The following is a 23,607-nucleotide window of genomic DNA, read 5'->3' as shown; positions in this document are numbered from 1 at the left end:
TGGCCGACAGGCGAGCGCCCGATCGCCGTCGTGCGGACGTCCCGTGTTAGCGTTTTCCGGCCTTTCCGGGGCGCGAATTCGGGTCGCCGGCCTGTCCGAGAAGACAGCATGTTTCCTCCTGGGTGATTGGATCTGGCAGATTTGCCGGCGGCTGTTCTTTACCTCTGTCAATACTAGCGCCGGCAGCCATAGTGAGAAATACTAAGTTTGTAGAATGCCATAAATTTAAGGTATGGCTTAGGTCGGCGAAGCCGGACGTGGGCGCTTGCGTCAGCCAAGTGCGGTATAGGCGACCCGAAAGCCGATATGGCCCGTGGATGTGTCGGCGCTGTGACCGATGCGGGCGGCGATGCGATAGCGATAGCAATAGCTGATGTGGCAGAGATAGGAGCCGCCTTTCAACACCCGGTCGCCGGACGCGCGCGCCTCGGCGTTGCGCTGCCGCGCGCCCTGCGTCGGCGAAGGGATATGGAAGCGGTCGGCGGTCCATTCCCATACGTTGCCGCTCATGTTGTAGAGGCCGGCGGGGTTGGGCTGGAACGCTTCCACCGGCGCCGTGCCGACGTAACCGTCGAGGGCGGAGTTCTCATGGGGAAAGCGGCCCTGCCAGATATTGCAGCAGATCGTCCGGTCGTCGGGCTCGGCGTCGCCCCATGGGTAGCGGACATCCGGGCGGCCGGCCCGGGCCGCATGTTCCCATTCCGCCTCGCTCGGCAGGCGGCCGCCGGCCCAATCGGCGAAGGCGCGGGCGTCGTTTGCGGAAACATGCACGACGGGATGGTCGAGGCGTCCGTCGAGGCCGGTCCCGGGGCCTTCCGGTGCATTCCAGCATGCGCCTGCGACCTGATGCCACCACGGCAAGCCGACGGGTTGCGCCGTCATCGTTCCGTCGCGCACGAAGAGATGAAAGACAAAGCTCCAGCCGAAGCGTTCGGCCTCCGTGCGATAGCCCGTTTCGGCGACGAAAGCGGCGAAGCGACGATTGCTGACGGCATGCTTTTCCAGCCCGAAGGACGCGAGTCTGATCTGGCGCCGCGGCCCCTCGCCGTCGCCGGCAATGACGGGGGAATCGGTGCCGATGCTGGACACGCCGCCGGAAAACCAGGCGATATCGCCGCGGCGGCCGTCAACAGGTTCCTGCGATACTGCCGGCGGCCGGCCGGCATCCTCCGATGGAATGAAACCGGTCTCCTGGCGCTCGGGCAGGCGACAGCAACTTTCGACCATCGCAGGAGAGGAAAGGGACGGGGCGGATTCTGTTTTCATGAGGTACGTGTTTACCATGGGATAGCGATGTCGTATAATTCCGTTATTGAAGATATCGATACGGATTGGTTATGGATCTGCTGCGAAACATTGGCCTGTTGCGCTCGTTTCTGGCGGTGGCGCGGGCCGGCAATGTGACGGCTGCGGCCGAGCGGCTCGGCATCAGCCAGCCGGCGCTGACGCGTAATATCCACCGTCTGGAGGAAGCGTGCGGCATCCAGCTTTTCGATCGCCATACCCGCGGCGTTTCGCTGACCGTCTACGGGCAGACATTGCTGCGCTATGCGCAGATGATCGACACCGAATGCCGCTTCGCGACCTCGGAGCTGGAAGCGTTGCGCCATGGGCACCGCGGCCAGTTGCGCATCGGCGGCGGACCTTTCTGGGGCGCGACGCTGCTGCCGCGGGCGATCGTTCGCCTGCACGAGCGCTTCCCGCAGGTACGGATCAACCTGGAGATCGGGGTGAACAAGATCGTTCATCCCAGGCTGTTTTCCGGTGACCTCGACCTGGTGGTCTCCGCAAGTCCGCGCGATATCGAGGCCTTGCCGGATCACATCTCCTTCACACCGATCACCACGATCGAAAGCCGGATCTTCGCGCGGCAGGGGCATCCGATCTTCGACCGCCCGACGGTCGACAATGACGATCTGTCCCGGTTCCCCTGGGTGCTCTACCAGCAGGATACTGACAATATCGAGCGGCTGACGGCGACCATGAAGGCGCTGGGCGTCGGGCCGCCGCGTATCGCCGTCGAATCCAGCGCCCTGATGTCGGTGGTCGAACTGGTCAGGACGGGGGACTTCCTCGCCTGTCTCGCCGCTCCGCTGTTCGGCACCTTCCACGACATAGGGATCCGCCCGGTTCCGATCTCCCGTGAAATATGGAGCTTCGATGCCGGCATCCTCTATCATCGGGCCATTGAATCGTCGGCGCCCTTCGAAGTGCTGAAACAGGCGCTGGTGGAGGATGTGAGCCGGATCGGCCTGATATCCAAGATCGATGCATCGCCTGCGGACCCGCTCCTACAGGCTGCCGGCATATTGACGTCACGGTTTGATTCCTGAAGATTGCCGAGGCGTCGTCCATCCCGCGAAAGGAAAGCGATATGATAACCGGTTCCCAATGCCGCGCAGGACGTGCGCTGGTGGAAGTCACCCGCGCCAAGCTCGCCACCCGATCGGGCGTCGATGAAACGGTGATCGAACAGTTCGAGCGCAAGCTGCAACTGCCCGAAGCCGATGCCATCGCGGCGCTGGAGGCGGCGCTTGAAGCGCTCGGGGCGGTGTTCCTGCCGGAGAACGGCGGCGGCATCGGCGTTCGGCTGAAATTCACCGAATCCGAGGCACGGCGGATCGCCCGTCTGGAGGCGGAAGGCGGCATCGTCGCCAGCGACCGGGTGCCCTGATCCCGGCGACCCCCGTCGGTCTTCGGGCAGGGGTCCGGCAAACATCCGTAAATGGCGGGCGGTCACCGGAGCCGGGTCGGGATGGCCGGGTGGCGGCCCGGCTTTTCGCAATTTTGCCGTTCAATGATTTTCACCGCGTTCCTCAGGCGCTAGGAAGGGAAGGCGGCGAGCAGGGGGTCTCATGCAGACGATTTTGGACGAACTGGAATCCCGGCGCGCCGAGGCGCGGCTTGGCGGCGGAGAGCGGCGCATCTCCATCCAGCACGGCAAGGGCAAGCTGACGGCGCGCGAGCGTCTCGACGTGCTGCTCGACGAAGGGTCCTTCGAGGAATACGACATGTATGTCACCCATCGCTGCACCGAGTTCGGCATGGCCGGGCAGAAGGTGGCGGGCGACGGCGTCGTCACCGGATGGGGCACCATCAACGGTCGTCAGGTCTATGTCTTCAGCCAGGATTTCACTGTGCTGGGCGGTTCCCTGTCGGAAACCCATGCAAAGAAGATCTGCAAGATCATGGATATGGCCGTGCGCAACGGCGCGCCGGTGATCGGGCTCAACGATTCGGGCGGCGCGCGCATCCAGGAGGGCGTGGATTCGCTTGCGGGCTATGCGGAGGTGTTCCGGCGCAATGCCGAGGCCTCCGGCGTCGTGCCGCAGATTTCCGTCATCATGGGCCCCTGCGCCGGCGGGGCGGTCTATTCGCCGGCCATGACCGATTTCATCTTCATGGTGCGCGACAGTTCCTACATGTTCGTCACCGGGCCGGACGTGGTAAAGACCGTGACCAATGAAATCGTCACGGCGGAAGAACTGGGCGGCGCGCGCACGCATACCACCCGCTCCTCCGTCGCCGACGGCGCCTTTGAAAACGATGTCGAGGCGCTGGAGAATATTCGCCTGCTGTTCGATTTCCTGCCGCTCAACAACCGCCAGAAGCCACCCTCCCGTCCCTTCCATGACGATCCGGCGCGCATCGAGGAGCGGCTGGACACGCTGATCCCCGACAGTTCCACCAAGCCCTACGACATGAAGGAGCTGATCGCGGCGATTGCCGACGAGGGCGATTTCTTTGAGCTTCAGGAGAGTTTTGCGCGCAACATCGTCACCGGTTTCATCCGCGTTGAGGGTGAGACCATCGGTGTCGTCGCCAATCAGCCGATGGTGCTGGCCGGCTGCCTCGACATCGATTCCTCGCGGAAGGCCGCGCGTTTCGTGCGTTTCTGCGATGCTTTTTCCATCCCGCTGCTGACCCTCGTCGATGTGCCCGGCTTTCTGCCCGGCACCGGCCAGGAATATGGCGGTGTCATCAAGCATGGCGCGAAGCTGCTTTTCGCCTACAGCCAGGCCACCGTGCCGATGGTGACGCTGATCACCCGCAAGGCCTATGGCGGCGCATACGACGTCATGGCCTCCAAGCATATCGGCGCGGACATCAACTATGCCTGGCCGACCGCCGAGATCGCCGTGATGGGCGCGAAGGGCGCAGCGGAAATCCTCTATCGCTCCGAACTCGACGATCCGGAGAAGATCGCGGCGCGCACGAAGGAATACGAGGAGCGCTTCGCCAATCCCTTCGTGGCGGCCGAGCGCGGCTTCATCGACGAGGTGATCATGCCGCATTCCTCGCGCCGCCGCATCGCCCGCGCTTTCGCCTCGTTGCGCAACAAGCAGGTGGATGTGCGCTGGAGGAAGCACGACACTATGCCGCTTTAGGGGCGAACCGCCATGAGAAGAACGAACAAGCCGGAATTGACGCCCGAAGAGGCGCGAAAGGATCATTGGCGCATGCTGCGCTTCATGGCGTTGAATGCGGCGATCGGCATGCTGATCGGGACGTTGGTCGCCATTGCGCTCATCTGGCTCGATGTCGGCGGCGTCGGTACGCGCGTGGCGCGTGCCGCCAATCCCGTCCTGCCGGTGCTGCTGCTGGTCGTGTCCTTTGCCGGGCTCTTCGGCGGCGCGGCGGCGGCCTCGGCCATTCTCCTGCTGCCCTATGAAAAGAAATACAGAGATTGAAAGCGCCCGGACTGGAAACCGCCTGATGTTCAAGAAGATGCTGATCGCGAACCGTGGCGAGATCGCCTGCCGGGTCATCAAGACCGCCCGCAGGCTCGGTATCGCTACCGTTGCCGTCTATTCCGACGCCGACCGCAATGCGCTGCATGTGCGCGAGGCCGACGAGGCGGTGCATATCGGCCCCGCACCCTCCGCGCAGTCCTATATCGTCATCGAGAAGATCATCGAGGCGATCCGCGCGACGGGGGCGGACGCCGTGCATCCCGGTTACGGTTTCCTGTCGGAGAACGCCGCCTTCGCCGAGGCGCTCGAAAAGGAAGGCGTCGCCTTCATCGGCCCACCGGCCGATGCCATCCAGGCGATGGGCGACAAGATCGTCTCCAAGACGCTGGCGGCGCAAGCCGGTGTTTCCACCGTGCCCGGCCATATGGGGCTGATCGGGGATGCCGGTGAGGCGGTGAAGATCGCCTCTGGCATCGGCTATCCCGTCATGATCAAGGCGTCGGCCGGCGGCGGCGGCAAGGGCATGCGCGTCGCCTGGAATGACGCGGAAGCGCGCGAGGGCTTCCAGTCGTCCAGGAACGAGGCGAAGAATGCCTTCGGTGACGATCGCATCTTCATCGAGAAATTCGTCACCCAGCCGCGCCATATCGAGATCCAGGTGCTCGGCGACCGGCACGGCAACATCGTCCATCTCGGCGAGCGCGAATGCTCCATCCAGCGGCGCAACCAGAAGGTCGTGGAGGAAGCGCCCTCGCCCTTCCTCGATGCTCAGACGCGCGAGGCCATGGGCGAGCAGGCCGTCGCGCTGGCCAAGGCCGTCGGCTACCATTCCGCCGGCACGGTGGAGTTCATCGTCGACGGGGAGCGTAATTTCTACTTCCTCGAAATGAACACCCGCCTTCAGGTGGAGCATCCGGTGACGGAGCTGATCACCGGCATCGACCTCGTCGAGCAGATGATCCGCGTTGCCGCCGGCGAGAAGCTGGCCTTCGGGCAGGATGACGTCAGGCTGAACGGCTGGGCCATCGAAAGTCGCCTTTATGCCGAGGACCCCTATCGCAACTTCCTGCCGTCCATCGGCCGCCTGACGCGCTATCGCCCCCCGGCCGAAGGCCCGCAGGCGGACGGCAGCGTGGTGCGCAACGATACCGGCGTCTTCGAGGGCGGCGAAATCTCGATGTATTACGATCCCATGGTCGCCAAACTCTGCACCTTCGCGCCGACGCGGCTCGCCGCCATCGACGCCATGGCGACCGCGCTCGACGATTTCGAGGTGGAGGGGGTTGGCCACAACCTGCCGTTTCTTTCCGCCGTGATGAGCAGCGAACGCTTCCGCGCCGGCCGGCTCACCACCGCCTTCATCGCCGAGGCGTTTCCGGATGGTTTTCACGGCGTCGCGCCGGATGCCACGGCGGCCCGTCAGCTTGCCGCCGTCGCCGCTTTCGTGCAGCAGGTCGTACAGGAGCGCGCCGCGCAGATTTCCGGTACCATCGGCAACCACCGCCGCATCGTCGGCAGCGATTGGGTCGTAAGCCTTGCCGGCGGCGAGCACGCGCTGATGCTGGAAGACGGAACGACTGCCCGTTTTGAGGACGGGGAAACGCTGAGCGTGACAAGCGACTGGACGCCCGGCCGCCGCCACGCGGTCTTCACCGTGGCGGGAACGCGCGTGGGCGTGAAGGTCGATCTCGTCGGCCCGGCGATCCGTTTGCGCTGGCGCGGCATGGATGTGACGGCGCATGTGCGCTCTCCCGGCGTCGCCGCGCTCGCCCGGCTGATGCCGAAGAAGGCGCCGCCCGACACGTCGAAGCTGCTGCTCTGCCCGATGCCCGGCGTCGTCACCGCGCTCCTCGTGTCCGAGGGTGATATGGTGGAAGCGGGACAGCCGCTCGTCACCATCGAGGCGATGAAGATGGAGAATGTCATGAAGGCGGAGCGCCGCGGCGCGGTCAGGCGCGTCGCCGTCAAGACCGGGCAGAGCCTTGCCGTGGACGAAACGATCCTGGAGTTCGAATGATGGCCGACAAGACGTTGAAGGACTGGCAGGCGCTTGCTGAAAGGGAACTGCGTGCAGGGCCGGAAACGGCCGTATGGAACACGCCGGAAGGCATCGCCGTCAAGCCCGTCTATACGGCCGCCGATCTCGACGGCATCGGTCATCTCGGCTCGCTTCCGGGCTTTTCCCCTTTCGTGCGCGGCCCGCGCGCGACCATGTATGCCGGAAGGCCCTGGACAATCCGCCAATATGCCGGCTTCTCGACCGCCGAGGCCTCCAACGCTTTTTATCGCAAGGCGCTTGCCGCCGGCCAGCAGGGTGTCTCCGTCGCCTTCGATCTGGCCACGCATCGCGGTTATGACAGCGACCATCCGCGCGTGGAAGGCGAGGTCGGCAAGGCCGGCGTCGCCATCGACAGCGTGGAAGACATGAAGATCCTCTTCGACGGCATCCCGCTGGAAGCCGTTTCCGTTTCCATGACGATGAACGGTGCGGTCATCCCGATCCTTGCGAATTTCATCGTTGCCGGGGAGGAGCAGGGGGTGTCGCGCGCGATCCTTTCCGGGACCATCCAGAACGATATCCTCAAGGAGTTCATGGTCCGCAACACCTATATCTACCCGCCGGAACCGTCGATGCGCATCGTCGCCGACATCATCGACTACACGGCGCGGGAAATGCCGAAGTTCAACTCCATCTCGATTTCCGGCTATCACATGCAGGAGGCCGGCGCGACGCTGGTGCAGGAGCTTGCCTTCACCATCGCCGACGGGCGCGAATACGTTCGCGCCGCCCTCGCCAAGGGCCTTGACGTCGACGATTTCGCCGGCCGTCTCTCCTTCTTCTTCGCGGTCGGCATGAACTTCTTCATGGAGGCGGCGAAACTGCGCGCCGCGCGCCTGCTCTGGGACCGCGTCATGGACGAGTTCCAGCCGAAGAAGGCGTCATCACGGATGCTGCGCACCCATTGCCAGACCTCCGGCGTTTCGTTGCAGGAACAGGATCCCTACAACAATATCGTGCGCACGGCTTTCGAGGCGATGTCGGCCGTCCTCGGCGGCACGCAATCGCTGCACACCAATTCCTTCGACGAGGCGATCGCCCTGCCGACGGAATTCTCCGCCCGCATCGCCCGCAACACACAACTCATCCTCCAGCACGAGACGGGTGTGACCAAGGTCGTCGATCCGCTCGCCGGTTCCTACTACGTCGAAAGCCTCACCAACGAACTGGCCGACAAAGCCTGGGCGCTGATCGAGGAGGTGGAGGCGATGGGCGGCATGACGCGGGCGGTGATCGAGGGCCTGCCGAAGCGGCTGATCGAGGAGGCCGCGACCCGCCGGCAGGCCGCCGTCGACCGCGGCGACGAGGTGATCGTCGGCGTCAACAGGTACCGGCTGGAGGATGAGCAGCCGATCGACATTCTGGAGATCGACAACAGCGCCGTGCGCGCCGCGCAGATCAGGCGGCTGGAGGACATCCGCCGCCGCCGTGACGGCAAGGCGGTGAGCGAAACGCTCGCAACGCTGGAAACCGTCGCGAAGTCCGGTGACGGCAACCTGCTGGAAGCCGCCGTCGCGGCGGCGCGGGCGCGGGCGACGGTCGGCGAGATTTCCGACGCCATGCGCCGCGCCTTCGGCGACCATGCCGCCGTGCCCGAAGTGGTGGGCGATATCTACGGTCCCGCCTATGGCGACGACCCGGAATACAGGACGCTTACCGGCCGCATCGCCGCACGCGACGTCAAGCCGAAGATCATGGTGGCCAAGCTCGGGCAGGACGGCCACGATCGCGGCGCCAAGGTGATCGCCTCGGCCTTCGGCGACCTCGGTTTCGAGGTGCTGGTGGGGCCGCTGTTCCAGACGCCCGAGGAGGCGGCGGACCTCGCCGTCGCCGAGAAGGTGCAGGTGGTCGGCATGTCCTCGCTCGCCGCCGGCCACAAGACGCTGGCCCCGGCGCTGGTCGCAGCCTTGCGGGAACGCGGGGCGGAGAATGTCGTGGTGGTCGTCGGCGGCGTCATTCCGCGGCAGGACTACGATTTCCTGCTGGAACACGGCGTCGCCGCTGTCTTCGGCCCCGGCACCAATGTGCTCGACGCGGCCAGCGCCGTTCTCGATATCGTCGAGGGCCGGCGTCGGAACCGCTAAAGCATTTCCAGCCGAAGCGAGGTCGCTTCGGCGTCGGATAATGCGGTAAAAACAATATATTATAGAAATCCTGGTCGGATTTCACCGGGATTGCTCCAGGCGATGGCCGGAATCCGGCTTATGCGTCGGCGTCGGCCTGCATGCCGGCGCCCGCCATCTTCGAAAGCCGGCGGGTCGTTTCCTTCAGGAGGACGATGGTTTCGGGCAGGCCCGGTGCTGCGGGCGTATTGATCAGCGGGATGAAGGGGATGGTGAGAGCGGCCAGCGCGACGCCGTCGGCACCCAATACCGGGGCCGAGAGATCGATGACGCCGACGGTCTGCGAGCTTGGCATCTTCTCGTAGCCACGGGCGCGCAGGCTTTCGAGCCGGTCGAGGATGTCTCCTGCGAGAGGCACGGGAACATCGCCGCCCCCGGCGTTTTCGGCGATCATCCTTTCGCGCTCTCCGGCGGAGCGGAAGGCGAGCAGCACATGGCCCGATCCCGTTTCGAAAAGACCGATCCGTGAGCCGACGCGAATGGAGATGCCCCAGTAGCCGGGCGCTTCCTGCTGGGCGACGACCACCGGATAGCCCCGGTCGAAAACCACGAGCTGGTTGGCCTGCCGCGAGGCTTCGGCAAGTTCGCGCATCAGCGGCACGGCGAAGGAGGCAAGCCGGCGCACCGGCGCATGAAGCTGGGCGAGGCCGAACAGCTTGAGCGTCAGGGCGAAACGGTCGCCATCGATGCGGGTGACATAGCCGCGCTTCACAAGCCGGTCGAGCATCCGGTAGAATTCGGTGGGACCGCGACCGAGCCGGCGCGCGATTTCGGCCTGGGTCAGGCCTTCCTCGACGCTGGCCAGCAATTCGAGGATATCGAGTCCCTTGTCGAGCGCCGGGGCGCGGTAGCGGTCGTTTTCGACGTCGGTCATTGCAGTCCTCCTGCGCTTTCCGTAGGCCGGCGCACGCGAGTTGGCTTGACTGGATATAAATAATTCGTTTGTATGTAAATTATCAACTGCTCTTGCGTGAGCCGCCGCCGGCTGTCCGGCATCCTGTGTACAATTCATCTGCCTTGCGTCTCTGAAAGAGGACCCCATGAGCCTTTCCCTCGAAAACAAGCGCGTTCTCGTCACCGCCGCCGGACAGGGGATCGGTCGGGCAAGCGCGCTCGCCTTCACCCGCGCCGGCGCGAAAGTCGTGGCGACCGATATCAATGCCGAAGCGCTGCGGTCGCTTTCGGCGGAGGCGGGCATCGAGACGCGGGTGCTCGATGTGCTGAAGGACGAGGCGGTGATGGCCGCGGTGGCGGAGGCCGGTCCCTTCGATGTGCTTTTCAACTGCGCGGGCTTCGTCCATGCCGGCACCGTGCTCGATATGACGGACGCCGACCTCACCTTCGCCTTTGATCTCAACGTCCGCGCCATGGTGCGCACGATCCGGGCGGTGCTGCCCGGCATGCTGGAGCGCGGCGACGGGGCGATTGTCAACATGGCATCGGTCGCCTCCAGCGTGAAGGGCGTGCCGAACCGCGCGGCCTATACCATCACCAAGGCGGCGGTCGTCGGCCTCACCAAGTCGGTTGCCGCCGACTACGTGGGGCAGGGTATCCGCTGCAACTGCATCTGCCCGGGCACGGTGGAAAGCCCGTCGCTCCAGGATCGGCTGCGCTCGCAGGGCGATTACGAGACGGCGCGCGCCGCTTTCATCGCCCGCCAGCCGATCGGCCGTATCGGCACGCCGGAGGAGATCGCCGATCTGGCCGTCTATCTTGCCGGCGCGACTTATACGACGGGGCAGGCCTACGCCATCGATGGCGGCTGGACCATCTGAGCGGCTGCGACGATCGAAAACACCGACCGGGGGACGTGCCATGACCAGGATCACCAGTCTTCGCGCCATAGACCTGCGCTTTCCCACCTCCCTCAGCCTCGACGGTTCGGATGCGATGAACCCCGATCCGGATTATTCGGCCGCCTATGTGGTGCTCGAAACGGACAGGGCAGGGCTCGAAGGCCATGGCCTCACCTTCACCATCGGGCGCGGCAACGAGATCTGCTGCGCGGCCATAGAGGCGATGCGGCATCTGGTGGTCGGGCTCGATCTTGATTTTGTGCGGGAAGATCCCGGCCGTTTCTGGCGGCATGTGACGAGCGACAGCCAGTTGCGCTGGATCGGCCCCGACAAGGGGGCCATGCATCTGGCCACCGGGGCCGTGGTCAATGCGGTCTGGGATCTTCTCGCCAAGGAGGCTGGAAAGCCGGTCTGGCGGCTGGTCGCGGATATGAGCCCCGAGGAGATCCTCTCCATCGTCGACTTCCGTTACCTGACGGATGCGCTGACGCCGGACGAGGCGCTTGCCATCCTGAAGCAGGCCGAGGCCGGCAAGGCGGAGCGGATCGCAACGCTTAAGACGGAAGGCTATCCCTGCTACACGACCTCGGCCGGCTGGCTCGGCTATGATGACGAGAAACTGCGGCGCCTTTGCCGCGAAGCGATCGGGCAGGGTTTCAATCATATCAAGATGAAGGTCGGGCGCGATCTGGAAGACGACAAGCGTCGCCTTCGGATCGCCCGTGAGGTGATGGGCGATGACCGCTACCTGATGATCGACGCCAATCAGGTCTGGGAAGTCGGCGAGGCTATCGAATGGGTGACGGCGCTTGCGCCCTACAAGCCCTTTTTCATCGAGGAGCCGACGAGCCCGGATGATGTGGCCGGCCACAAGGCGATCCGCGACGCGATCCGTCCCGTCAAGGTGGCGACCGGCGAGATGTGCCAGAACCGCATCATCTTCAAGCAGATGATCGCCGGCGGGGCCATCGATATCGTGCAGATCGACGCCTGTCGCATGGGCGGGCTCAACGAGGTGCTGGCGGTGCTGCTGATGGCCGCGAAATACGGCCTGCCGGTCTGGCCCCATGCCGGCGGCGTCGGGCTCTGCGAATATGTGCAGCATCTCTCGATGATCGACTATGTCGCCGTTTCAGGAACGCGGCAGGGCCGCGTGATCGAATATGTAGATCATCTGCATGAGCACTTCCTCGATCCCTGCCGCATCGAAAACGCCGCCTATATGCCGCCTTCGGCTCCCGGCTTCTCCATCGAGATGAAACCGGAATCGATTGCCGCCTATACGTTTCGCCCGGCCGTCTGACCGGCTGCAAAACCGCTTTCGGCTTTCACAAAATCGGCAGAACCGGTCACTCTCTTTCTTTTAGCCGCATTTCCGGACGCAAAACCGTTTCACACTTTTGCTGGAAATGCTCTAGGTGGTGGCTTTCCGGCAATAGGGGGCCTCGCTGTCCGGAGCGTCGCCCGGTTGCGGCTGTGTCGTTATCGTCTTGAGCTGGCCGCGGTCCGGCTTGAGGTCGATGAGCGGCGTGCCGTCGAGGCAATCGAGACCCCGCACGAACAGCCGGTTTCCCTCGATCTTTTCCAGTTCGACGATGGCCGTGCCGATGGGGTTGGGACGCACCGGCGAGCGCAAGGCGAAAGTGCCGTGGACCTCGCCCCTTGAGCCCGGGCTTTGCAGGACGAGATCGCGTCGCGACCGGTGCAGCCAGTAGAGAACCTCCAGCCGTTCGAACCGCTCGACGCCCCTGAGCGCTATGATCCAGGGTTCGAAGATCTCGATGGTGCAGACCGGGCCGTCGGGCCGGCCCTGTCGCGGCGTCTCCCCGCGCGCCGTCCAGGGGGTATGGATGCGGCCGATGAAGGTGAGCGCGGCGTCGGTCGGTTCGGGCGGCGTCACCGCCACCTCGTTTTCCCGAATATCCTGCACGGCGGTCATGCGTAGTCCTTTCCCAAAGCGCCGGCAACCTACCACATCCCGATGGGAAACCCATTGCCAAACAGCGGCGGAGGGGAAAGAAGGAGGGCGGCAACAACAGGAGAGCAGGAATGGACAGCCAGGAGTTCCGCCACTGGTCGCGCAAGGCCGCCGATTGGGGCGTCGATTACCGCGAGGGACTGGGCGAGCGGCCGGTGCGTGCAGGCGGCCGCCCCGGCGATATCGCCCGGCAGATCGGGCTTTCGGCGCCTGAGAGCGGCGACAGCATGGAGACGATCTTTGCGGATTTCGAGCGCATCGTGCCGGACGGGCTGACCCATTGGCAGCATCCGCGTTTCTTCGCCTATTTCCCCGCCAATGCCGCGCCGGTCTCCGTGGTCGCCGAACATCTCGTCTCCGCCATCGCCGCCCAGTGCATGCTCTGGCAGACTTCGCCGGCCGCGACGGAGATGGAGACGCGGGTGGTCGACTGGCTGCGCCAGGCGCTGGGGCTGCCGGAGGGTTTTGCCGGAGTCATTCAGGATTCTGCGTCCACCGCGACGCTTGCCGCCGTGCTCGTCATGCGCGAGAAAGCGCTTGCCTGGAAAGGCAACCGGGAGGGACTGGCCGCCCAGCCGACCGTTCGTGTCTATGCCAGCCGCGAAGTCCATACCTCGGTCGACCGGGCGATCTGGATTGCCGGTATCGGTGAAGAAAACCTCGTGCGTATTCCGACGAAGGGGCCGCGCAACGGCATGGACCCGCAGGCGCTTGCTGCGGCGATCGAGGCGGATCTTGCCGCCGGTCGTCTTCCCGCCGGTATCGTCGCCTGCACCGGCGGCACGTCCATCGGCGCTTGCGATCCGATCGGCGCCGTGGCGGCCATCGCGCGCCGATACGGCCTCCATCTTCATGTCGATGCAGCCTGGGCCGGATCGGCGATGATCTGCCCGGAATTCCGCCCCCTGTGGGAAGGGATCGAGGCGGCGGATTCCGTCGTCTTCAATCCGCATAAATGGCTGGGCGCGAATTTCGACTGTTCCGTCCAGTTCCTTCGCAACCCCGGGGATCAGGTCCGCACGCTGGCGATCCACCCGGAATATCTGAAGACCCACGGCCACGACGGCCTCGTCAACTATTCCGAATGGTCCGTACCGCTCGGCCGGCGCTTCCGCGCGCTGAAACTGTGGTTTCTGCTGCGCTATCACGGCCTGGAGGGATTGCGCGACGTGATCCGCAATCACGTCGCCTGGTCGACGGAACTGGCGGAGCGGCTGGCGACGGAGCCGGATTTCGAGATCGCCAGCGCGCCGGTGCTGTCCCTCTTCTCCTTCCGCCACAGGGGTGGAGAAGATCCAGATGCGCACAATATCGCGCTGGTCAACGCGATCAACGACGATGGCCGCATCTATCTCACGCAGACACGGGTTGACGGGCGTATCGCCATCCGGTTCCAGGCAGGATCCTTCGCGATGACGCGGGACGATGCCCGGATGGCCTTCGAGGTGATTACGGAGATCGCCCGCCGTCAGAAACCGAATTTCTCATAAGGGTCGGCAAGGGCGGCCTCCGGCCGGCTGATCGGGTATTTCGTACCCGAAATCTGTGCGGCCATGCGGTCGGCGCCCTGCCGTTTCAGGATATTGCGGAAGCTTGGATGCATGCCGCCGTCCGTATAGGCGGAAACGGGCGATGAGCCGGAAGCGGCGAGCGCCGTGTCCACTTTTTTGCGCTCCGCGTCGAGCTTCGCCACAAGGGCGTCGTCAATGGGCTTCGCCGCCGGGCATGCGGCGAGCGGATCGGTCGGCTCGCCATCGGCGAATTCGGCGTTGAACACATAGCGGCCGCCGCAAAGGGAGACCTTCGGCTGGCGCCGGGTGAACTCGAAGGCATCATAGCCTTCCTTCATGGTGCGCCAGAACGGCATGCTGGGGTCGTTGCTGTGTCTCGCCATGTTGGTGGCGGTCATGCGGAAAGGAAAAGCCTGGACCTGAAAGCGGCCCTGGCCGCCTCGCAGCGCGCCTTGCACGATGGCGTAGATCTCGCCGACGCCCTTGTCGGTCATGGCGTAGCAACCGGATGACGAACAGGCCCCATGGACCATCAGCGCGTCGCCGGTATAGCCGAGCGCCGATTCCAGCCGGTTGGGATAACCGAGATTGAACGCGGCGTAATATTGCGATTTCGGGTTCAGCATGCCCGCCGAGACGTGATAGAAACCCTCCGGCGCCTGCCGGTCGCCCGCCCTTGTCTTGGGGCCGAGCTTGCCGGACCAGCGGCACATCGGATAGGTCTTGAACAGCGCATAGCGACCGCTCGCATCGACCTTCCACACTTCCAGCTCGCTTTCCTGCTTGAAGATCCGCACGAGAACCGGGCTTTCCGGCTTCATCTTCTTGCGCGACATTTCCGCCACGGTCGCGCGTGAAAGCTGCGGCGCTTCCGACTCCGCGAAGTCCATGGCCATGCAGCCGGCCAGCAGGGTGCCGGCGACGATCGCGGCGGCGAGGCGCGGGATCACGGTGAAGCGGGAATGTCGGTGTTTCATAGCATGCATGGGTCGTTTTCAATCGAACATGGGTCTGGCGGCTCTCGCCGGTCGGGCTTTTCCGGATCAGATTCGAGCGGATTGATTAGAACTTCGTTAACCGGCGTGTGTCCTCCCGAAAGCGTGAACAGGGGCGAGGCGCGGCGAAAGGGCGCTTGGTGCCGGGTGCGTGCTTGATTTCGCGTCATCCCCTCCACATCTCCTGTCCCGGTCGCGGGCTATAGTGGCCGCGCCGGTTTCGCCGGGAGATTGTCGTATTTCCGGCTTTCGGGAAAAGCGGAAATGCGCCATGTCTTCTTTCTGCCGCGAGAAAGTGACGTGGTGAGGGCATCGGTTGGAAAGGTACAGACATGCTGACGATCGGCGATCTCTCCAAGTCCACGGGCGTCAAGATCCCGACGATCCGCTATTACGAGCAGATGGGACTGCTGTCCCATGCGCAGCGGACCGAGGGCAACCAGCGGCGCTATTCCACGGTGGAACGCGACCGGCTGTCCTTCATCAGACATGCACGTGACCTGGGGCTGACCATCGATGCGATCCGCGAACTGATCGACCTCAGCCAGCATCCGGAGCGCCCCTGCCGGGACGCCGACCGGATCGCCGCCGAGCAACTGGCGACCGTTCGCCGCAAGATCGTCCGGCTGAAGAAGCTCGAGACGGAGCTGGAACGCATCGCCACCCACTGCCATTCCAACCAGATACGCGATTGCTACGTCATTCGCGCGCTCGCCAATCACGATCTTTGCAGCGAGAACCACGACTGAACGGCCGCCGGCCCGGTCTTTCGATGGTCAGACGATCTCCGTCTCGGCGATACGGATACCGAAGCCTTCGAGCCCGACGTAATGCCGCTCGCGGGAGGCCATGAGGCGGATCGAGGAAACGCCGAGATCCTTGAGGATCTGGGCTCCAAGGCCGATCTCCAGCCATTCGTTCTCGCGGGCGCGCGCTTCCTCGTGACTTTCGCGGTCGAGCTTGCCCTTGCGGGCCGTTTGCGACACGCCGACGCCCACCGAACCCTCGCGCAGATAGACGATGACGCCGCGCCCGGCTTCGGCGATGCGCTTCATGAAGGCGTCGATCGGCCGGCCGGCGCCGAAGACATCGCTGCCGACGTTTTCGAGATGCAGGCGCACCGGAATGTCGACCCCGTCGCGGATATCGCCGAAGACGACGGCCAGATGTTGCATCGGATCCCAGGGAAGCGTGTAGGTCAGCGCCTGCGCTTCGCCATAGGGCGTCTGGATGGTGAAGCTGCCGACCTGCTCGGTCAGGGTTTCCTTGCGCTGGCGATAGGCGATGAGATCGGCGACGGAGACCTGTTTCAGGCCGTGCTTTTCAGCGAATGCCGTAACCTGCGCCCCCCGTGTCACGCTGCCGTCGTCGTTGACGAGTTCACAGATCACGCCGATCGGCGGCAGGCTTGCCAGTTTGCAAAGGTCGACGGCGGCCTCCGTATGGCCGGACCGCATGAGGACCCCGCCTTCGCGCGCGACGAGCGGGAAGATATGGCCGGGGCGCACGAAATCCGATGCGCCGACATTGGGGTTGGCGAGGTTGCGCACGGTCAGCGTGCGGTCCTCGGCGGAAATCCCGGTGGTGGTGCCGTGTTTGAAATCAACGGAAACCGTGAAGGCGGTGGTATGCGCGGAATCGTTTTCCGCCACCATAGCGTTGAGGTTGAGGCGTCGCGCCTCGTCGCGCGGCATCGGCGCGCAGACGATGCCGGAGGTGTGGCGCACGATGAAGGCCATCTTCTCCGGCGTGCAATGCACGGCCGCGACGATCAGGTCCCCCTCGTTCTCGCGGCCGTCGTCATCGGTAACGACGACGATCTCGCCGGCTTCGAAGGCGCGGATGGCGTCGACGACGCGTGTTTGGTCAAAGCTCATGGCAAGGCTCCCCGTCGTTGCGGCACATCATTTCAGGCGGCCCGTCTGGCCGCGGTCGCGAAGATAGTGATCGGCGACGACACAGGCGACCATTGCCTCGCCGATCGGCACGGCGCGGATGCCGACGCAGGGGTCGTGCCGTCCTTTGGTGCGCACGTCGACATCGTTGCCGTCGGCGTCGATCGAGCGGCGCTCGGTGAGGATGGAGGAGGTCGGCTTGATGGCAAAACGCGCGATCACCGGCTGGCCGGTGGAAATGCCGCCGAGCACGCCGCCGGCATGATTGGAAAGGAAGATCGGATTGCCGTCCTTGCCCATGCGCATCTCGTCGGCATTGTCCTCGCCGGTGAGTTCCGCGGAGGCGAAACCCTCGCCGATTTCCACGCCCTTGACGGCGTTGATGGACATCAGGGCGGAGGCGATATCCTGATCGAGCTTGGCGTAGATCGGCGCGCCGATGCCGGCCGGCACCCCTTCGGCGACGACTTCCACCACCGCGCCGACGGAAGAACCCGCCTTGCGGATGCCGTCGAGATACTCTTCCCAGACGGGGACGATGGCGGGATCGGGGGCGAAGAACGGGTTGCTGTCGACCGTGCTCCAGTCCCAATTGTCGCGATTGATCCTGTGCTTGCCGATCTGCACCAAGGCGGCGCGCACCTTCAGGCCCGGCACGACCTTGCGGGCGAGCCCGCCGGCGGCGACGCGTGCGGCGGTCTCGCGCGCGGAGGAGCGGCCGCCGCCGCGATAGTCGCGGATGCCGTATTTGAGGTCATAGGTGAAATCCGCATGGCCGGGACGATAGCGCCGGGCGATCTCGCCATAGTCCTTGGAGCGCTGGTCGGTGTTCTCGATCATCATCGAGACCGGCGTGCCGGTGGTGATCATCGTCTCGCCGTCGTCGTCCATCATCACGCCCGAGAGCACCTTGACGAGATCGTCCTCGCGGCGCTGCGTCACGAAGCGCGATTGGCCGGGCTTGCGCTTGTCCAGCCAGGCCTGGATTTCGCCAAGCGTGAAGCGGAGGCCGGGCGGGCAGCCGTCCACCACGCAGCCGAGCGCGACCCCGTGGCTTTCGCCCCAGGTTGTGACGCGGAAGAGATGACCGAAAGTATTGTGCGACATGAGCGAGACCGGACCCGAAAGAAAGTAGATCCACTCTTAGTGGATAACCGAGGCGCGGGACAAGGGCCTGCGAAGGGCGGAAACCGGTTTGGAGCAACTGCGACAATTCGGGGGATGGGCAGAAAGAGCGGCTTGCCTTGAAGGCCTTTTGCCGTCACCCCTTGCGACCCGAGAGGGAAATCCCGGCGGACGGAAGAAAATTTCGCCATATTTGGAGGGCATCCAGCGTGATCAGCAGGCTTCGTGATTCATCCGTAAGGATTGGCAGGATGCGTTTTCTCATTACCGCCCTTCTGGCCGTCGCCGGCCTTCTGTCGCCCATCAGCGCTTCGGCCGAAAGCGCCGACGTCGAGGCGGTCATCACCCGTGTCGATCTGAACGATCTCAGTCTTTCGCTTGACGACGGCAAGAGTTATCAGGCGCCGGAGGAGTTCAATTTCGAGGGGCTGGAGCCCGGCGTGAAGGTGCTTGTCTTTTACACCGAGGTCGATGGCCGGCGCGTCATCAATGATCTGGAAGTCTTGCAATAGGCTCCGGGCCGCGCATGGCGCGTCAGATCCAGTTCATCCCGGTTTCATCGATTCTGATCAAACGATCCTGATGGATCGGCGTGTTCGCCGCTTCCTCCTCCGCCATGCCGTGCAGCCGGAAGGCCGTGCGGATGACGCCGCCGTGGCTGATGCAAACGGTGGGGCGGCTGATGCTGCCGAGCCACGACCCGATGCGCCAGCAGAGGATCTCGTAGCTTTCCGCCGCTTCGCCGGGCGGAATGAAGTTCCATTTCGAACGGGCGCGTTCCGCGACCCTGTCAGGTGCGATCTCCCGCAATTCCGCGAGCGTGTGGCCTTCCCAGTCGCCGAAGGAGATTTCGACGAGTCGGTCGTCCGTGCGGTAGGCGGAGGGATCAAGGCCCATGGCGCGCCGCGTGATCTCCATCGTTTCGCGTGCGCGGCCGAGGGGGCTGGCCACGAAATCGAAATCCGCGACGGTCTCGCCGAGAAGGCTTTTCAGGGCAAGGCCGTTGCCGGCCGCCTGGCGGCGGCCGGACGCATTGAGCGGAATGTCCCTTTGCCCTTGCAGCCTGCCCTCGGCGTTCCAGTCGGTCTGGCCGTGGCGGATCAGGTAGATGAGCAAGGGACCCGTCAGTCCTTCACGACGGCGATGTCGGGAGCATCGACGGCCTTCATGCCGATGGCGTGATAACCGCTGTCGGCGTGATGGATCTCGCCGGTCACGGAGCGCGACAGATCGGAGAGCATATAGAGGCCGACGTCGCCCACTTCCTCGATGGTGACCGTGCGCCGCAGCGGCGCATTATATTCGTTCCATTTGAGGATATAGCGGAAATCGCCGATGCCGGAGGCCGCCAGCGTCTTGATCGGGCCGGCTGAAATGGCGTTGACGCGGATGTTCTTCGGGCCGAGGTCGACCGCGAGATATTTCACGCTCGCCTCGAGCGCCGCCTTGGCGACGCCCATGACGTTATAGTTGGGCATCACCTTCTCGGCGCCGTAATAAGTCAGCGTCAGCATCGAGCCGCCGTCGGTCATCAGCTTCTCCGCGCGGCGTGCGACCGCCGTGAAGGAATAGACCGAGATCTGCATCGTCTTGGCGAAGTTCTCCGGCGAGGTGTCGACATAGCGGCCGGTCAGTTCGTCCTTGTCGGAAAAGCCGATGGCATGGACGATGAAGTCGATCTTGCCCCACATCTTCCCGATGTTGTCGAACACCGCATCGATGCTGGCCTCGTCGGTCACATCGCAGTGACCCGCCAGAACCCCGCCGATTTCCTCGGCCAGTGGCTCCACGCGCTTCTTGAGCGCATCACCCTGATAGGTGAGGGCGATTTCACCGCCCTGGGCTTGAATGGCCTTGGCGATGCCCCAGGCGATGGAACGGTTGTTGGCCACGCCCATGATGACGCCGCGCTTGCCCTGCATCAGACCGGTTGCCTGAACCATGGTATGCCCCCTGCTATTAAATCGATTTTGCCTATGGCATAGGCAGCAGGGCGGTTCAAGCGCGTGAGGCTTCAGGAACTGTTAGCGCCCGTAACAATGGGTGCATGTTTCACACAAGCGTCATGAACGCGCTACAGGTAAAGGCCCTCGCGCATGCTGCGCATGAGATCGATCATCTTGTCGTCCGGCCTTTCCCAAAGCAGCAGCCTGACCTCCAGGAGAAGATCGCCGCGGACGCCGTCGTCGCCGGCCAGCCCCTCGCCGGCGATCCGGATCACCTGATCGGAACCCGACCAGGGCGGAACGGAGACCGCAAGCGGGCCGAGCGGCCCCTCGATCGTGGTTTCCCAGCCGAGCACGGCGTTCTCGATCGTGACGGGCAGGTCGACGCGCAGGTCGAAGCCGTCCGCCCGGAAGCGTCCCGGCGCCAGCCGCAGGGTGATCAGGGCGTCGCCGCGTTTCAGGTTCTCGACGCGATGGCCCTGCTCGCGCAGGCGAACTACCGTGCCCTCCGTCGAGCCGCAGCCGAGCGGCACGCGCAGGGTCTGGCCGTCGGGGGCCTCGACGCTCACGCGCGCCTTCTTCAGAATGTCCTCGACCGTCACGATGGTTTCGCAGACGAGGTCGGGAGCCTTTTCCGCCCGGATGCGGGCGCCGCGGACGCGGCGGATGATCGCCGAGATCAGGGCGGCGGCGGGGGCCGCCGGGCGTGCTGGCGGTGCGGGCGTGTCGCCGGCCTCATCCTCGACTGGACGCGGCGCCTCCGCCGATGCCGGCTGGGGTCTCGCCTGTGGCGCTGCGGCCTGCGGTTTTGCGTCTTCCTGCTGCGCGCGTGCGTCGACGCCGAAGATGCGGGCGATCATGTCTTCCGCGGCCTCGGCCGGCATCCGGGGCGATTCCGTCCGGCTCTTTCGTTCCGCATGCTGGCGGCGCATCTGGTCCATGCGGCGCATTTCCGCCTCGCGCTGGGTGCGATCGTAGCGGCTGCGCCTTTCCGGATCGCGCAACAGATCATAGGCCCGTCCGGCTTCCGTGAAGCGCACGGTGGCCAAGGGATCGTCATGATTCTGATCGGGATGCACGGCCTTGGCGAGCGAGCGCCAGGCTGCCTTGATTTCCTCCGTCCCGGCGTTGCGTTTCACGCCGAGAACCGAATAGGGGTCACGCATTCCTTGTCGCCCTCGTCCGTTTCCGGCTGGATGATAAGTGGCAGGTCCTAACCGGACGTTACGGGTCAGGGTTGAAGAAAGGCAAAGATGACACGCATCAACCCTGGCGGGTCAGGTTCAGCAACAGCCATTCGCCTGTCTTTCCAACGCAGGTCTTGCCCCGGAAATAGGCAATGCCCTGATAGGAATGACGGGTGGTGAGGAAGTCCCGGCACAGCCGCCCCGTGTCGTCCTTGCTTTCGGTGATGGCGTCGATCACTCCGGCGCTGCCCGAGGTGGAATTGGCCCAGGGAACGGGATTTCCCGCCGCGCGATCAAGGTCGGCGGAAGAGACGGCGTTGCGGATGGTCGCTTCATCGGAGGCGCTTTCCGTGCCGGCGGGGCGGACGGAACTCGTCTTCACGGACGTGTCGACATCACCCGGCGAAAAAAGATCGAGCGACCCCATGCAGCCCGACAGCATCACGCATGACGACGCCAGCGCCAGCAGTATCGGGCAACGCGGCGCATATGGGATTGTGTCCGGTCGCGACTTTGATATGACTTCCACTCCTGCCGCCCGAAGGCCAGAAAGATTGGCATTGAGTCGAATATGAGCGAAGAAGCGTTAACAAGCGGTGACTTCACCGAGGAAAGCGAGCCCTATTCCCTGTTTGCGACATGGTTGCGGGACGCGGAGAAGAGTGAGCCCAACGATCCGAACGCACTGGCGCTGGCGACCGTCGACGCCGACGGGATGCCCAATGTGCGCATGGTTCTCCTGAAGGGTTTCGATCCGCAGGGCTTTGTCTTCTATACCAATTTTGAAAGCCGTAAGGGTGTCGAGATCCTGGGCGCGCGCAAGGCGGCCATGGGTTTCCACTGGAAAAGCCTGCGGCGGCAGGTCAGGGTGCGCGGAAACGTGGAGGTCGTGCCCGACGCGGAGGCCGACGCTTATTATGCCTCGCGTCCGCGCGGCAGCCGCATCGGGGCGTGGGCCTCGAAGCAATCGCGTCCGCTCGAAAGCCGTTTCGCGCTGGAAAAGGCGGTTGCCGAATATACGGCCCGCTATCCGATCGGCGACATCCCGCGGCCGCCGCATTGGTCGGGGTTCCGGCTGAAGCCGGTTTCCATCGAGTTCTGGCACGACCGCCCCTTCCGCCTGCACGACCGGGTGGAGTTTCGCCGCACACCGGACGGCGAGGGCTGGACGAAGGTGCGGATGTATCCTTAAGCGTCGGTCGCGGAGATAAGCCGGAACGGGATTCCCGACGCCAGGGCGGCGACATATCTGCGCTTCTGGTAGAGACCGTTCAGCGAGATGCGGGGCAGGGCGGCGGGCGCGTCGAAGGAGCGCGGCACAAGCGTTCCCGGCCGGGTGGTGACGGCGACGCGGTAGCCCAGATCGCGGGCAAGCCGGAGTTCGCGCGACGAGACGGCGGCCCGGTCGCCATAGGGATAAGCGAAACTTTCCGGCGGCTGGCCGGTGATATGGCCGATCCATTCGGCTGATTCCGCCATTTCGCGCCGGGCCTGCGTGTCGTCGAGCCGCGCAAGCGACCGGTGGCTGACGCCGTGGCCGCCGATGGCGGCGAGCGGATTGCGTGCAAGGCTCTTCAGTTCGGTTTCCGTCATGACGAGTTGCCCGGTCAGCGCGAGGGGGTCGACCCCGTGACGACAGGCAGCCGCGTCGAGCCGCGCGACCGCGCGCGCCTCGTCCTCGCCTGAAAGAACGAAGGCGGCAAGGCGGGCAAAGGCCGCCTGTTTCTGGAGGTTCGTGGCAAGCGGCAGCCTCACCGGCCCGTCGCCGAAATCGAAATCGAGGACGGGCGCGGTCCGCAGGAGCGCCGCCAGCGTTTCCCACCAGATGCTCCGGGTTCCCTGTGAGAAGTCCTTTGTCGCGAAAACCGTGAAAGGGACTTTTCGTCGGGTAAAGACGGGCTGCGCATGGATCGCGTTGTTGCGATAGCCGTCGTCGAGGGTGAAGGCTGCGAAACGTTCGCCGGCGCGCGCGATGGCGATATGCGCCGGCATTTCCGCAAGCGGAACGAAACGATAGCCCGCCTCGGCGAGCTGGCCGATCGCCGCGTCGAGGAATTCCGGCGTGATCTCCAGATGCGCGTTTGGGTCGAAGGCCTGCGATGTGCGGGGGCGGACATGGTGCAGCGTGAAAATCGCGCCCATGCCGCGCGCCGCGGTCATGAGGCCGGCCCGCTCGACCAGTCGCGCCGCTTCGAGCCCGCCGGTGATCACGGCGCGTTTCAGCCCCTGCTGCATGGCCTTGCGGATTGGCATGACGGTCGTCTTTTCTCCGTTTTTCCAAGCCGCCTTATCGCAGTT

23 protein-coding genes are annotated in these 23,607 nt (G+C 64.5%); 12 read left to right on the top strand and 11 right to left on the bottom strand.

The features are described from left to right. Positions 1 to 270: 270 nt before the first annotated feature. Entirely contained in the window at positions 271 to 1,266 is a 996-nt protein-coding gene (locus KYK29_RS08915; RefSeq protein WP_254690530.1) for a formylglycine-generating enzyme family protein, read from the bottom strand. Positions 1,267 to 1,337: 71 nt separating this feature from the next. Between KYK29_RS08915 and KYK29_RS08910 the strand changes: the two genes are divergently transcribed. The 6 genes from KYK29_RS08910 (at position 1,338) to scpA (ending at position 8,837) form a co-directional block, all read left to right on the top strand. Next, complete coding sequence (locus KYK29_RS08910) at positions 1,338 to 2,333, top strand: LysR family transcriptional regulator (protein WP_254690529.1); 996 nt, start codon at positions 1,338 to 1,340, stop codon at positions 2,331 to 2,333. Between the two features lie 41 nt (positions 2,334 to 2,374). Then, entirely contained in the window at positions 2,375 to 2,674 is a 300-nt protein-coding gene (locus KYK29_RS08905; RefSeq protein ID WP_254690528.1) for an XRE family transcriptional regulator, read from the top strand. Between the two features lie 181 nt (positions 2,675 to 2,855). Continuing rightward, positions 2,856 to 4,388 carry an acyl-CoA carboxylase subunit beta gene (locus tag KYK29_RS08900; RefSeq protein ID WP_254690527.1) on the top strand — a complete coding sequence of 511 codons (1,533 nt, stop codon included), beginning with the start codon at positions 2,856 to 2,858 and terminating at the stop codon, positions 4,386 to 4,388. A 12-nt stretch (positions 4,389 to 4,400) separates the two neighbouring features. After that, positions 4,401 to 4,691, top strand: coding sequence for a hypothetical protein (locus tag KYK29_RS08895; protein ID WP_254690526.1), 291 nt, complete (start codon positions 4,401 to 4,403; stop codon positions 4,689 to 4,691). 25 nt (positions 4,692 to 4,716) lie between these two features. Continuing rightward, complete coding sequence (locus KYK29_RS08890; RefSeq protein WP_254690525.1) at positions 4,717 to 6,711, top strand: acetyl-CoA carboxylase biotin carboxylase subunit; 1,995 nt, start codon at positions 4,717 to 4,719, stop codon at positions 6,709 to 6,711. Then, complete coding sequence (gene scpA, locus KYK29_RS08885) at positions 6,711 to 8,837, top strand: methylmalonyl-CoA mutase (RefSeq protein ID WP_254690869.1); 2,127 nt, start codon at positions 6,711 to 6,713, stop codon at positions 8,835 to 8,837. The genes KYK29_RS08890 and scpA overlap by 1 nt, the downstream gene beginning before the upstream one ends. 118 nt (positions 8,838 to 8,955) lie before the next feature. Here the strand turns inward: scpA and KYK29_RS08880 are convergent, their stop codons facing one another. Then, the gene (locus KYK29_RS08880; protein ID WP_254690524.1) at positions 8,956 to 9,750 is read right to left on the bottom strand and encodes an IclR family transcriptional regulator; all 795 of its coding nucleotides are present in this window, start codon (positions 9,748 to 9,750) and stop codon (positions 8,956 to 8,958) included. A 166-nt stretch (positions 9,751 to 9,916) separates the two neighbouring features. On the opposite strand from KYK29_RS08880, the gene KYK29_RS08875 reads away from it, so the two are divergent. Together KYK29_RS08875 and KYK29_RS08870 are read left to right on the top strand one after the other, a co-directional pair. Then, positions 9,917 to 10,651, top strand: coding sequence for an SDR family oxidoreductase (locus KYK29_RS08875; RefSeq protein WP_254690523.1), 735 nt, complete (start codon positions 9,917 to 9,919; stop codon positions 10,649 to 10,651). Positions 10,652 to 10,691: 40 nt separating this feature from the next. Further along, positions 10,692 to 11,975, top strand: a complete 1,284-nt coding sequence (locus KYK29_RS08870) for an L-fuconate dehydratase (RefSeq protein ID WP_254690522.1) — start codon at positions 10,692 to 10,694, stop codon at positions 11,973 to 11,975. Between the two features lie 111 nt (positions 11,976 to 12,086). Here the strand turns inward: KYK29_RS08870 and tsaA are convergent, their stop codons facing one another. Then, a complete protein-coding gene (gene tsaA / locus KYK29_RS08865) occupies positions 12,087 to 12,611 on the bottom strand; it encodes a tRNA (N6-threonylcarbamoyladenosine(37)-N6)-methyltransferase TrmO (RefSeq protein ID WP_254690521.1) in 525 nt (174 codons plus the stop codon). Between the two features lie 110 nt (positions 12,612 to 12,721). Here tsaA and KYK29_RS08860 point away from each other — a divergent pair, with 110 nt between their 5' ends. After that, complete coding sequence (locus KYK29_RS08860) at positions 12,722 to 14,140, top strand: pyridoxal phosphate-dependent decarboxylase family protein (protein ID WP_254690520.1); 1,419 nt, start codon at positions 12,722 to 12,724, stop codon at positions 14,138 to 14,140. On the opposite strand, the gene KYK29_RS08855 is transcribed toward KYK29_RS08860, so the two are convergent. After that, positions 14,119 to 15,147, bottom strand: a complete 1,029-nt coding sequence (locus KYK29_RS08855) for a L,D-transpeptidase family protein (protein ID WP_254690519.1) — start codon at positions 15,145 to 15,147, stop codon at positions 14,119 to 14,121. The two genes, KYK29_RS08860 and KYK29_RS08855, sit on opposite strands and share 22 nt — an antisense overlap. Before the next feature lie 341 nt (positions 15,148 to 15,488). Between KYK29_RS08855 and KYK29_RS08850 the strand changes: the two genes are divergently transcribed. Next, positions 15,489 to 15,905 (top strand): MerR family transcriptional regulator, encoded by a 417-nt coding sequence (locus KYK29_RS08850; protein WP_254690518.1) that lies wholly within the window; start codon positions 15,489 to 15,491, stop codon positions 15,903 to 15,905. A 27-nt stretch (positions 15,906 to 15,932) separates the two neighbouring features. On the opposite strand, the gene ribB is transcribed toward KYK29_RS08850, so the two are convergent. Further along, positions 15,933 to 17,033, bottom strand: coding sequence for a 3,4-dihydroxy-2-butanone-4-phosphate synthase (gene ribB / locus KYK29_RS08845; protein WP_254690517.1), 1,101 nt, complete (start codon positions 17,031 to 17,033; stop codon positions 15,933 to 15,935). Positions 17,034 to 17,060: 27 nt separating this feature from the next. After that, positions 17,061 to 18,158: a chorismate synthase gene (gene aroC / locus KYK29_RS08840; protein ID WP_254690516.1), complete on the bottom strand. Its 1,098-nt coding sequence runs from the start codon at positions 18,156 to 18,158 to the stop codon at positions 17,061 to 17,063. Positions 18,159 to 18,427: 269 nt separating this feature from the next. Here aroC and KYK29_RS08835 point away from each other — a divergent pair, with 269 nt between their 5' ends. Continuing rightward, positions 18,428 to 18,688 carry a DUF1344 domain-containing protein gene (locus KYK29_RS08835; protein WP_254690515.1) on the top strand — a complete coding sequence of 87 codons (261 nt, stop codon included), beginning with the start codon at positions 18,428 to 18,430 and terminating at the stop codon, positions 18,686 to 18,688. A 22-nt stretch (positions 18,689 to 18,710) separates the two neighbouring features. Here KYK29_RS08835 and KYK29_RS08830 read toward each other — a convergent pair whose 3' ends face one another. The 4 genes from KYK29_RS08830 to KYK29_RS08815 form a co-directional block, all read right to left on the bottom strand. After that, positions 18,711 to 19,292: a histidine phosphatase family protein gene (locus KYK29_RS08830; RefSeq protein ID WP_254690514.1), complete on the bottom strand. Its 582-nt coding sequence runs from the start codon at positions 19,290 to 19,292 to the stop codon at positions 18,711 to 18,713. A gap of 8 nt (positions 19,293 to 19,300) precedes the next feature. Beyond that, positions 19,301 to 20,119, bottom strand: a complete 819-nt coding sequence (gene fabI / locus KYK29_RS08825; protein ID WP_254690513.1) for an enoyl-ACP reductase FabI — start codon at positions 20,117 to 20,119, stop codon at positions 19,301 to 19,303. 131 nt (positions 20,120 to 20,250) lie between these two features. After that, entirely contained in the window at positions 20,251 to 21,288 is a 1,038-nt protein-coding gene (locus KYK29_RS08820) for a J domain-containing protein (protein ID WP_254690512.1), read from the bottom strand. A 97-nt stretch (positions 21,289 to 21,385) separates the two neighbouring features. Further along, complete coding sequence (locus KYK29_RS08815; RefSeq protein WP_254690511.1) at positions 21,386 to 21,838, bottom strand: RT0821/Lpp0805 family surface protein; 453 nt, start codon at positions 21,836 to 21,838, stop codon at positions 21,386 to 21,388. 42 nt (positions 21,839 to 21,880) lie between these two features. Here KYK29_RS08815 and pdxH point away from each other — a divergent pair, with 42 nt between their 5' ends. Next, positions 21,881 to 22,501 carry a pyridoxamine 5'-phosphate oxidase gene (gene pdxH, locus KYK29_RS08810; protein ID WP_254690510.1) on the top strand — a complete coding sequence of 207 codons (621 nt, stop codon included), beginning with the start codon at positions 21,881 to 21,883 and terminating at the stop codon, positions 22,499 to 22,501. Here pdxH and KYK29_RS08805 read toward each other — a convergent pair. Then, positions 22,498 to 23,562 carry a polysaccharide deacetylase family protein gene (locus KYK29_RS08805; protein ID WP_254690509.1) on the bottom strand — a complete coding sequence of 355 codons (1,065 nt, stop codon included), beginning with the start codon at positions 23,560 to 23,562 and terminating at the stop codon, positions 22,498 to 22,500. The two genes, pdxH and KYK29_RS08805, sit on opposite strands and share 4 nt — an antisense overlap. Between the last annotated feature and the right edge of the window lie 45 nt (positions 23,563 to 23,607).

Origin of the sequence: Shinella daejeonensis, from assembly GCF_024281235.1 — a bacterium.
Lineage (GTDB): Bacteria > Pseudomonadota > Alphaproteobacteria > Rhizobiales > Rhizobiaceae > Shinella > Shinella daejeonensis.
This window is presented reverse-complemented; position numbering and strand designations above follow the sequence as displayed.

Coding starts and splice junctions, on each gene's coding strand:
- KYK29_RS08915 (WP_254690530.1), bottom strand. CDS start 1,266: ATGAAAACAGAATCCGCCCCGTCCCTTTCCTCTCCTGCGATGGTCGAA.
- KYK29_RS08910 (WP_254690529.1), top strand. CDS start 1,338: ATGGATCTGCTGCGAAACATTGGCCTGTTGCGCTCGTTTCTGGCGGTG.
- KYK29_RS08905 (WP_254690528.1), top strand. CDS start 2,375: ATGATAACCGGTTCCCAATGCCGCGCAGGACGTGCGCTGGTGGAAGTC.
- KYK29_RS08900 (WP_254690527.1), top strand. CDS start 2,856: ATGCAGACGATTTTGGACGAACTGGAATCCCGGCGCGCCGAGGCGCGG.
- KYK29_RS08895 (WP_254690526.1), top strand. CDS start 4,401: ATGAGAAGAACGAACAAGCCGGAATTGACGCCCGAAGAGGCGCGAAAG.
- KYK29_RS08890 (WP_254690525.1), top strand. CDS start 4,717: ATGTTCAAGAAGATGCTGATCGCGAACCGTGGCGAGATCGCCTGCCGG.
- scpA (WP_254690869.1), top strand. CDS start 6,711: ATGGCCGACAAGACGTTGAAGGACTGGCAGGCGCTTGCTGAAAGGGAA.
- KYK29_RS08880 (WP_254690524.1), bottom strand. CDS start 9,750: ATGACCGACGTCGAAAACGACCGCTACCGCGCCCCGGCGCTCGACAAG.
- KYK29_RS08875 (WP_254690523.1), top strand. CDS start 9,917: ATGAGCCTTTCCCTCGAAAACAAGCGCGTTCTCGTCACCGCCGCCGGA.
- KYK29_RS08870 (WP_254690522.1), top strand. CDS start 10,692: ATGACCAGGATCACCAGTCTTCGCGCCATAGACCTGCGCTTTCCCACC.
- tsaA (WP_254690521.1), bottom strand. CDS start 12,611: ATGACCGCCGTGCAGGATATTCGGGAAAACGAGGTGGCGGTGACGCCG.
- KYK29_RS08860 (WP_254690520.1), top strand. CDS start 12,722: ATGGACAGCCAGGAGTTCCGCCACTGGTCGCGCAAGGCCGCCGATTGG.
- KYK29_RS08855 (WP_254690519.1), bottom strand. CDS start 15,147: ATGCATGCTATGAAACACCGACATTCCCGCTTCACCGTGATCCCGCGC.
- KYK29_RS08850 (WP_254690518.1), top strand. CDS start 15,489: ATGCTGACGATCGGCGATCTCTCCAAGTCCACGGGCGTCAAGATCCCG.
- ribB (WP_254690517.1), bottom strand. CDS start 17,033: ATGAGCTTTGACCAAACACGCGTCGTCGACGCCATCCGCGCCTTCGAA.
- aroC (WP_254690516.1), bottom strand. CDS start 18,158: ATGTCGCACAATACTTTCGGTCATCTCTTCCGCGTCACAACCTGGGGC.
- KYK29_RS08835 (WP_254690515.1), top strand. CDS start 18,428: ATGCGTTTTCTCATTACCGCCCTTCTGGCCGTCGCCGGCCTTCTGTCG.
- fabI (WP_254690513.1), bottom strand. CDS start 20,119: ATGGTTCAGGCAACCGGTCTGATGCAGGGCAAGCGCGGCGTCATCATG.
- KYK29_RS08820 (WP_254690512.1), bottom strand. CDS start 21,288: ATGCGTGACCCCTATTCGGTTCTCGGCGTGAAACGCAACGCCGGGACG.
- pdxH (WP_254690510.1), top strand. CDS start 21,881: ATGAGCGAAGAAGCGTTAACAAGCGGTGACTTCACCGAGGAAAGCGAG.
- KYK29_RS08805 (WP_254690509.1), bottom strand. CDS start 23,562: ATGCCAATCCGCAAGGCCATGCAGCAGGGGCTGAAACGCGCCGTGATC.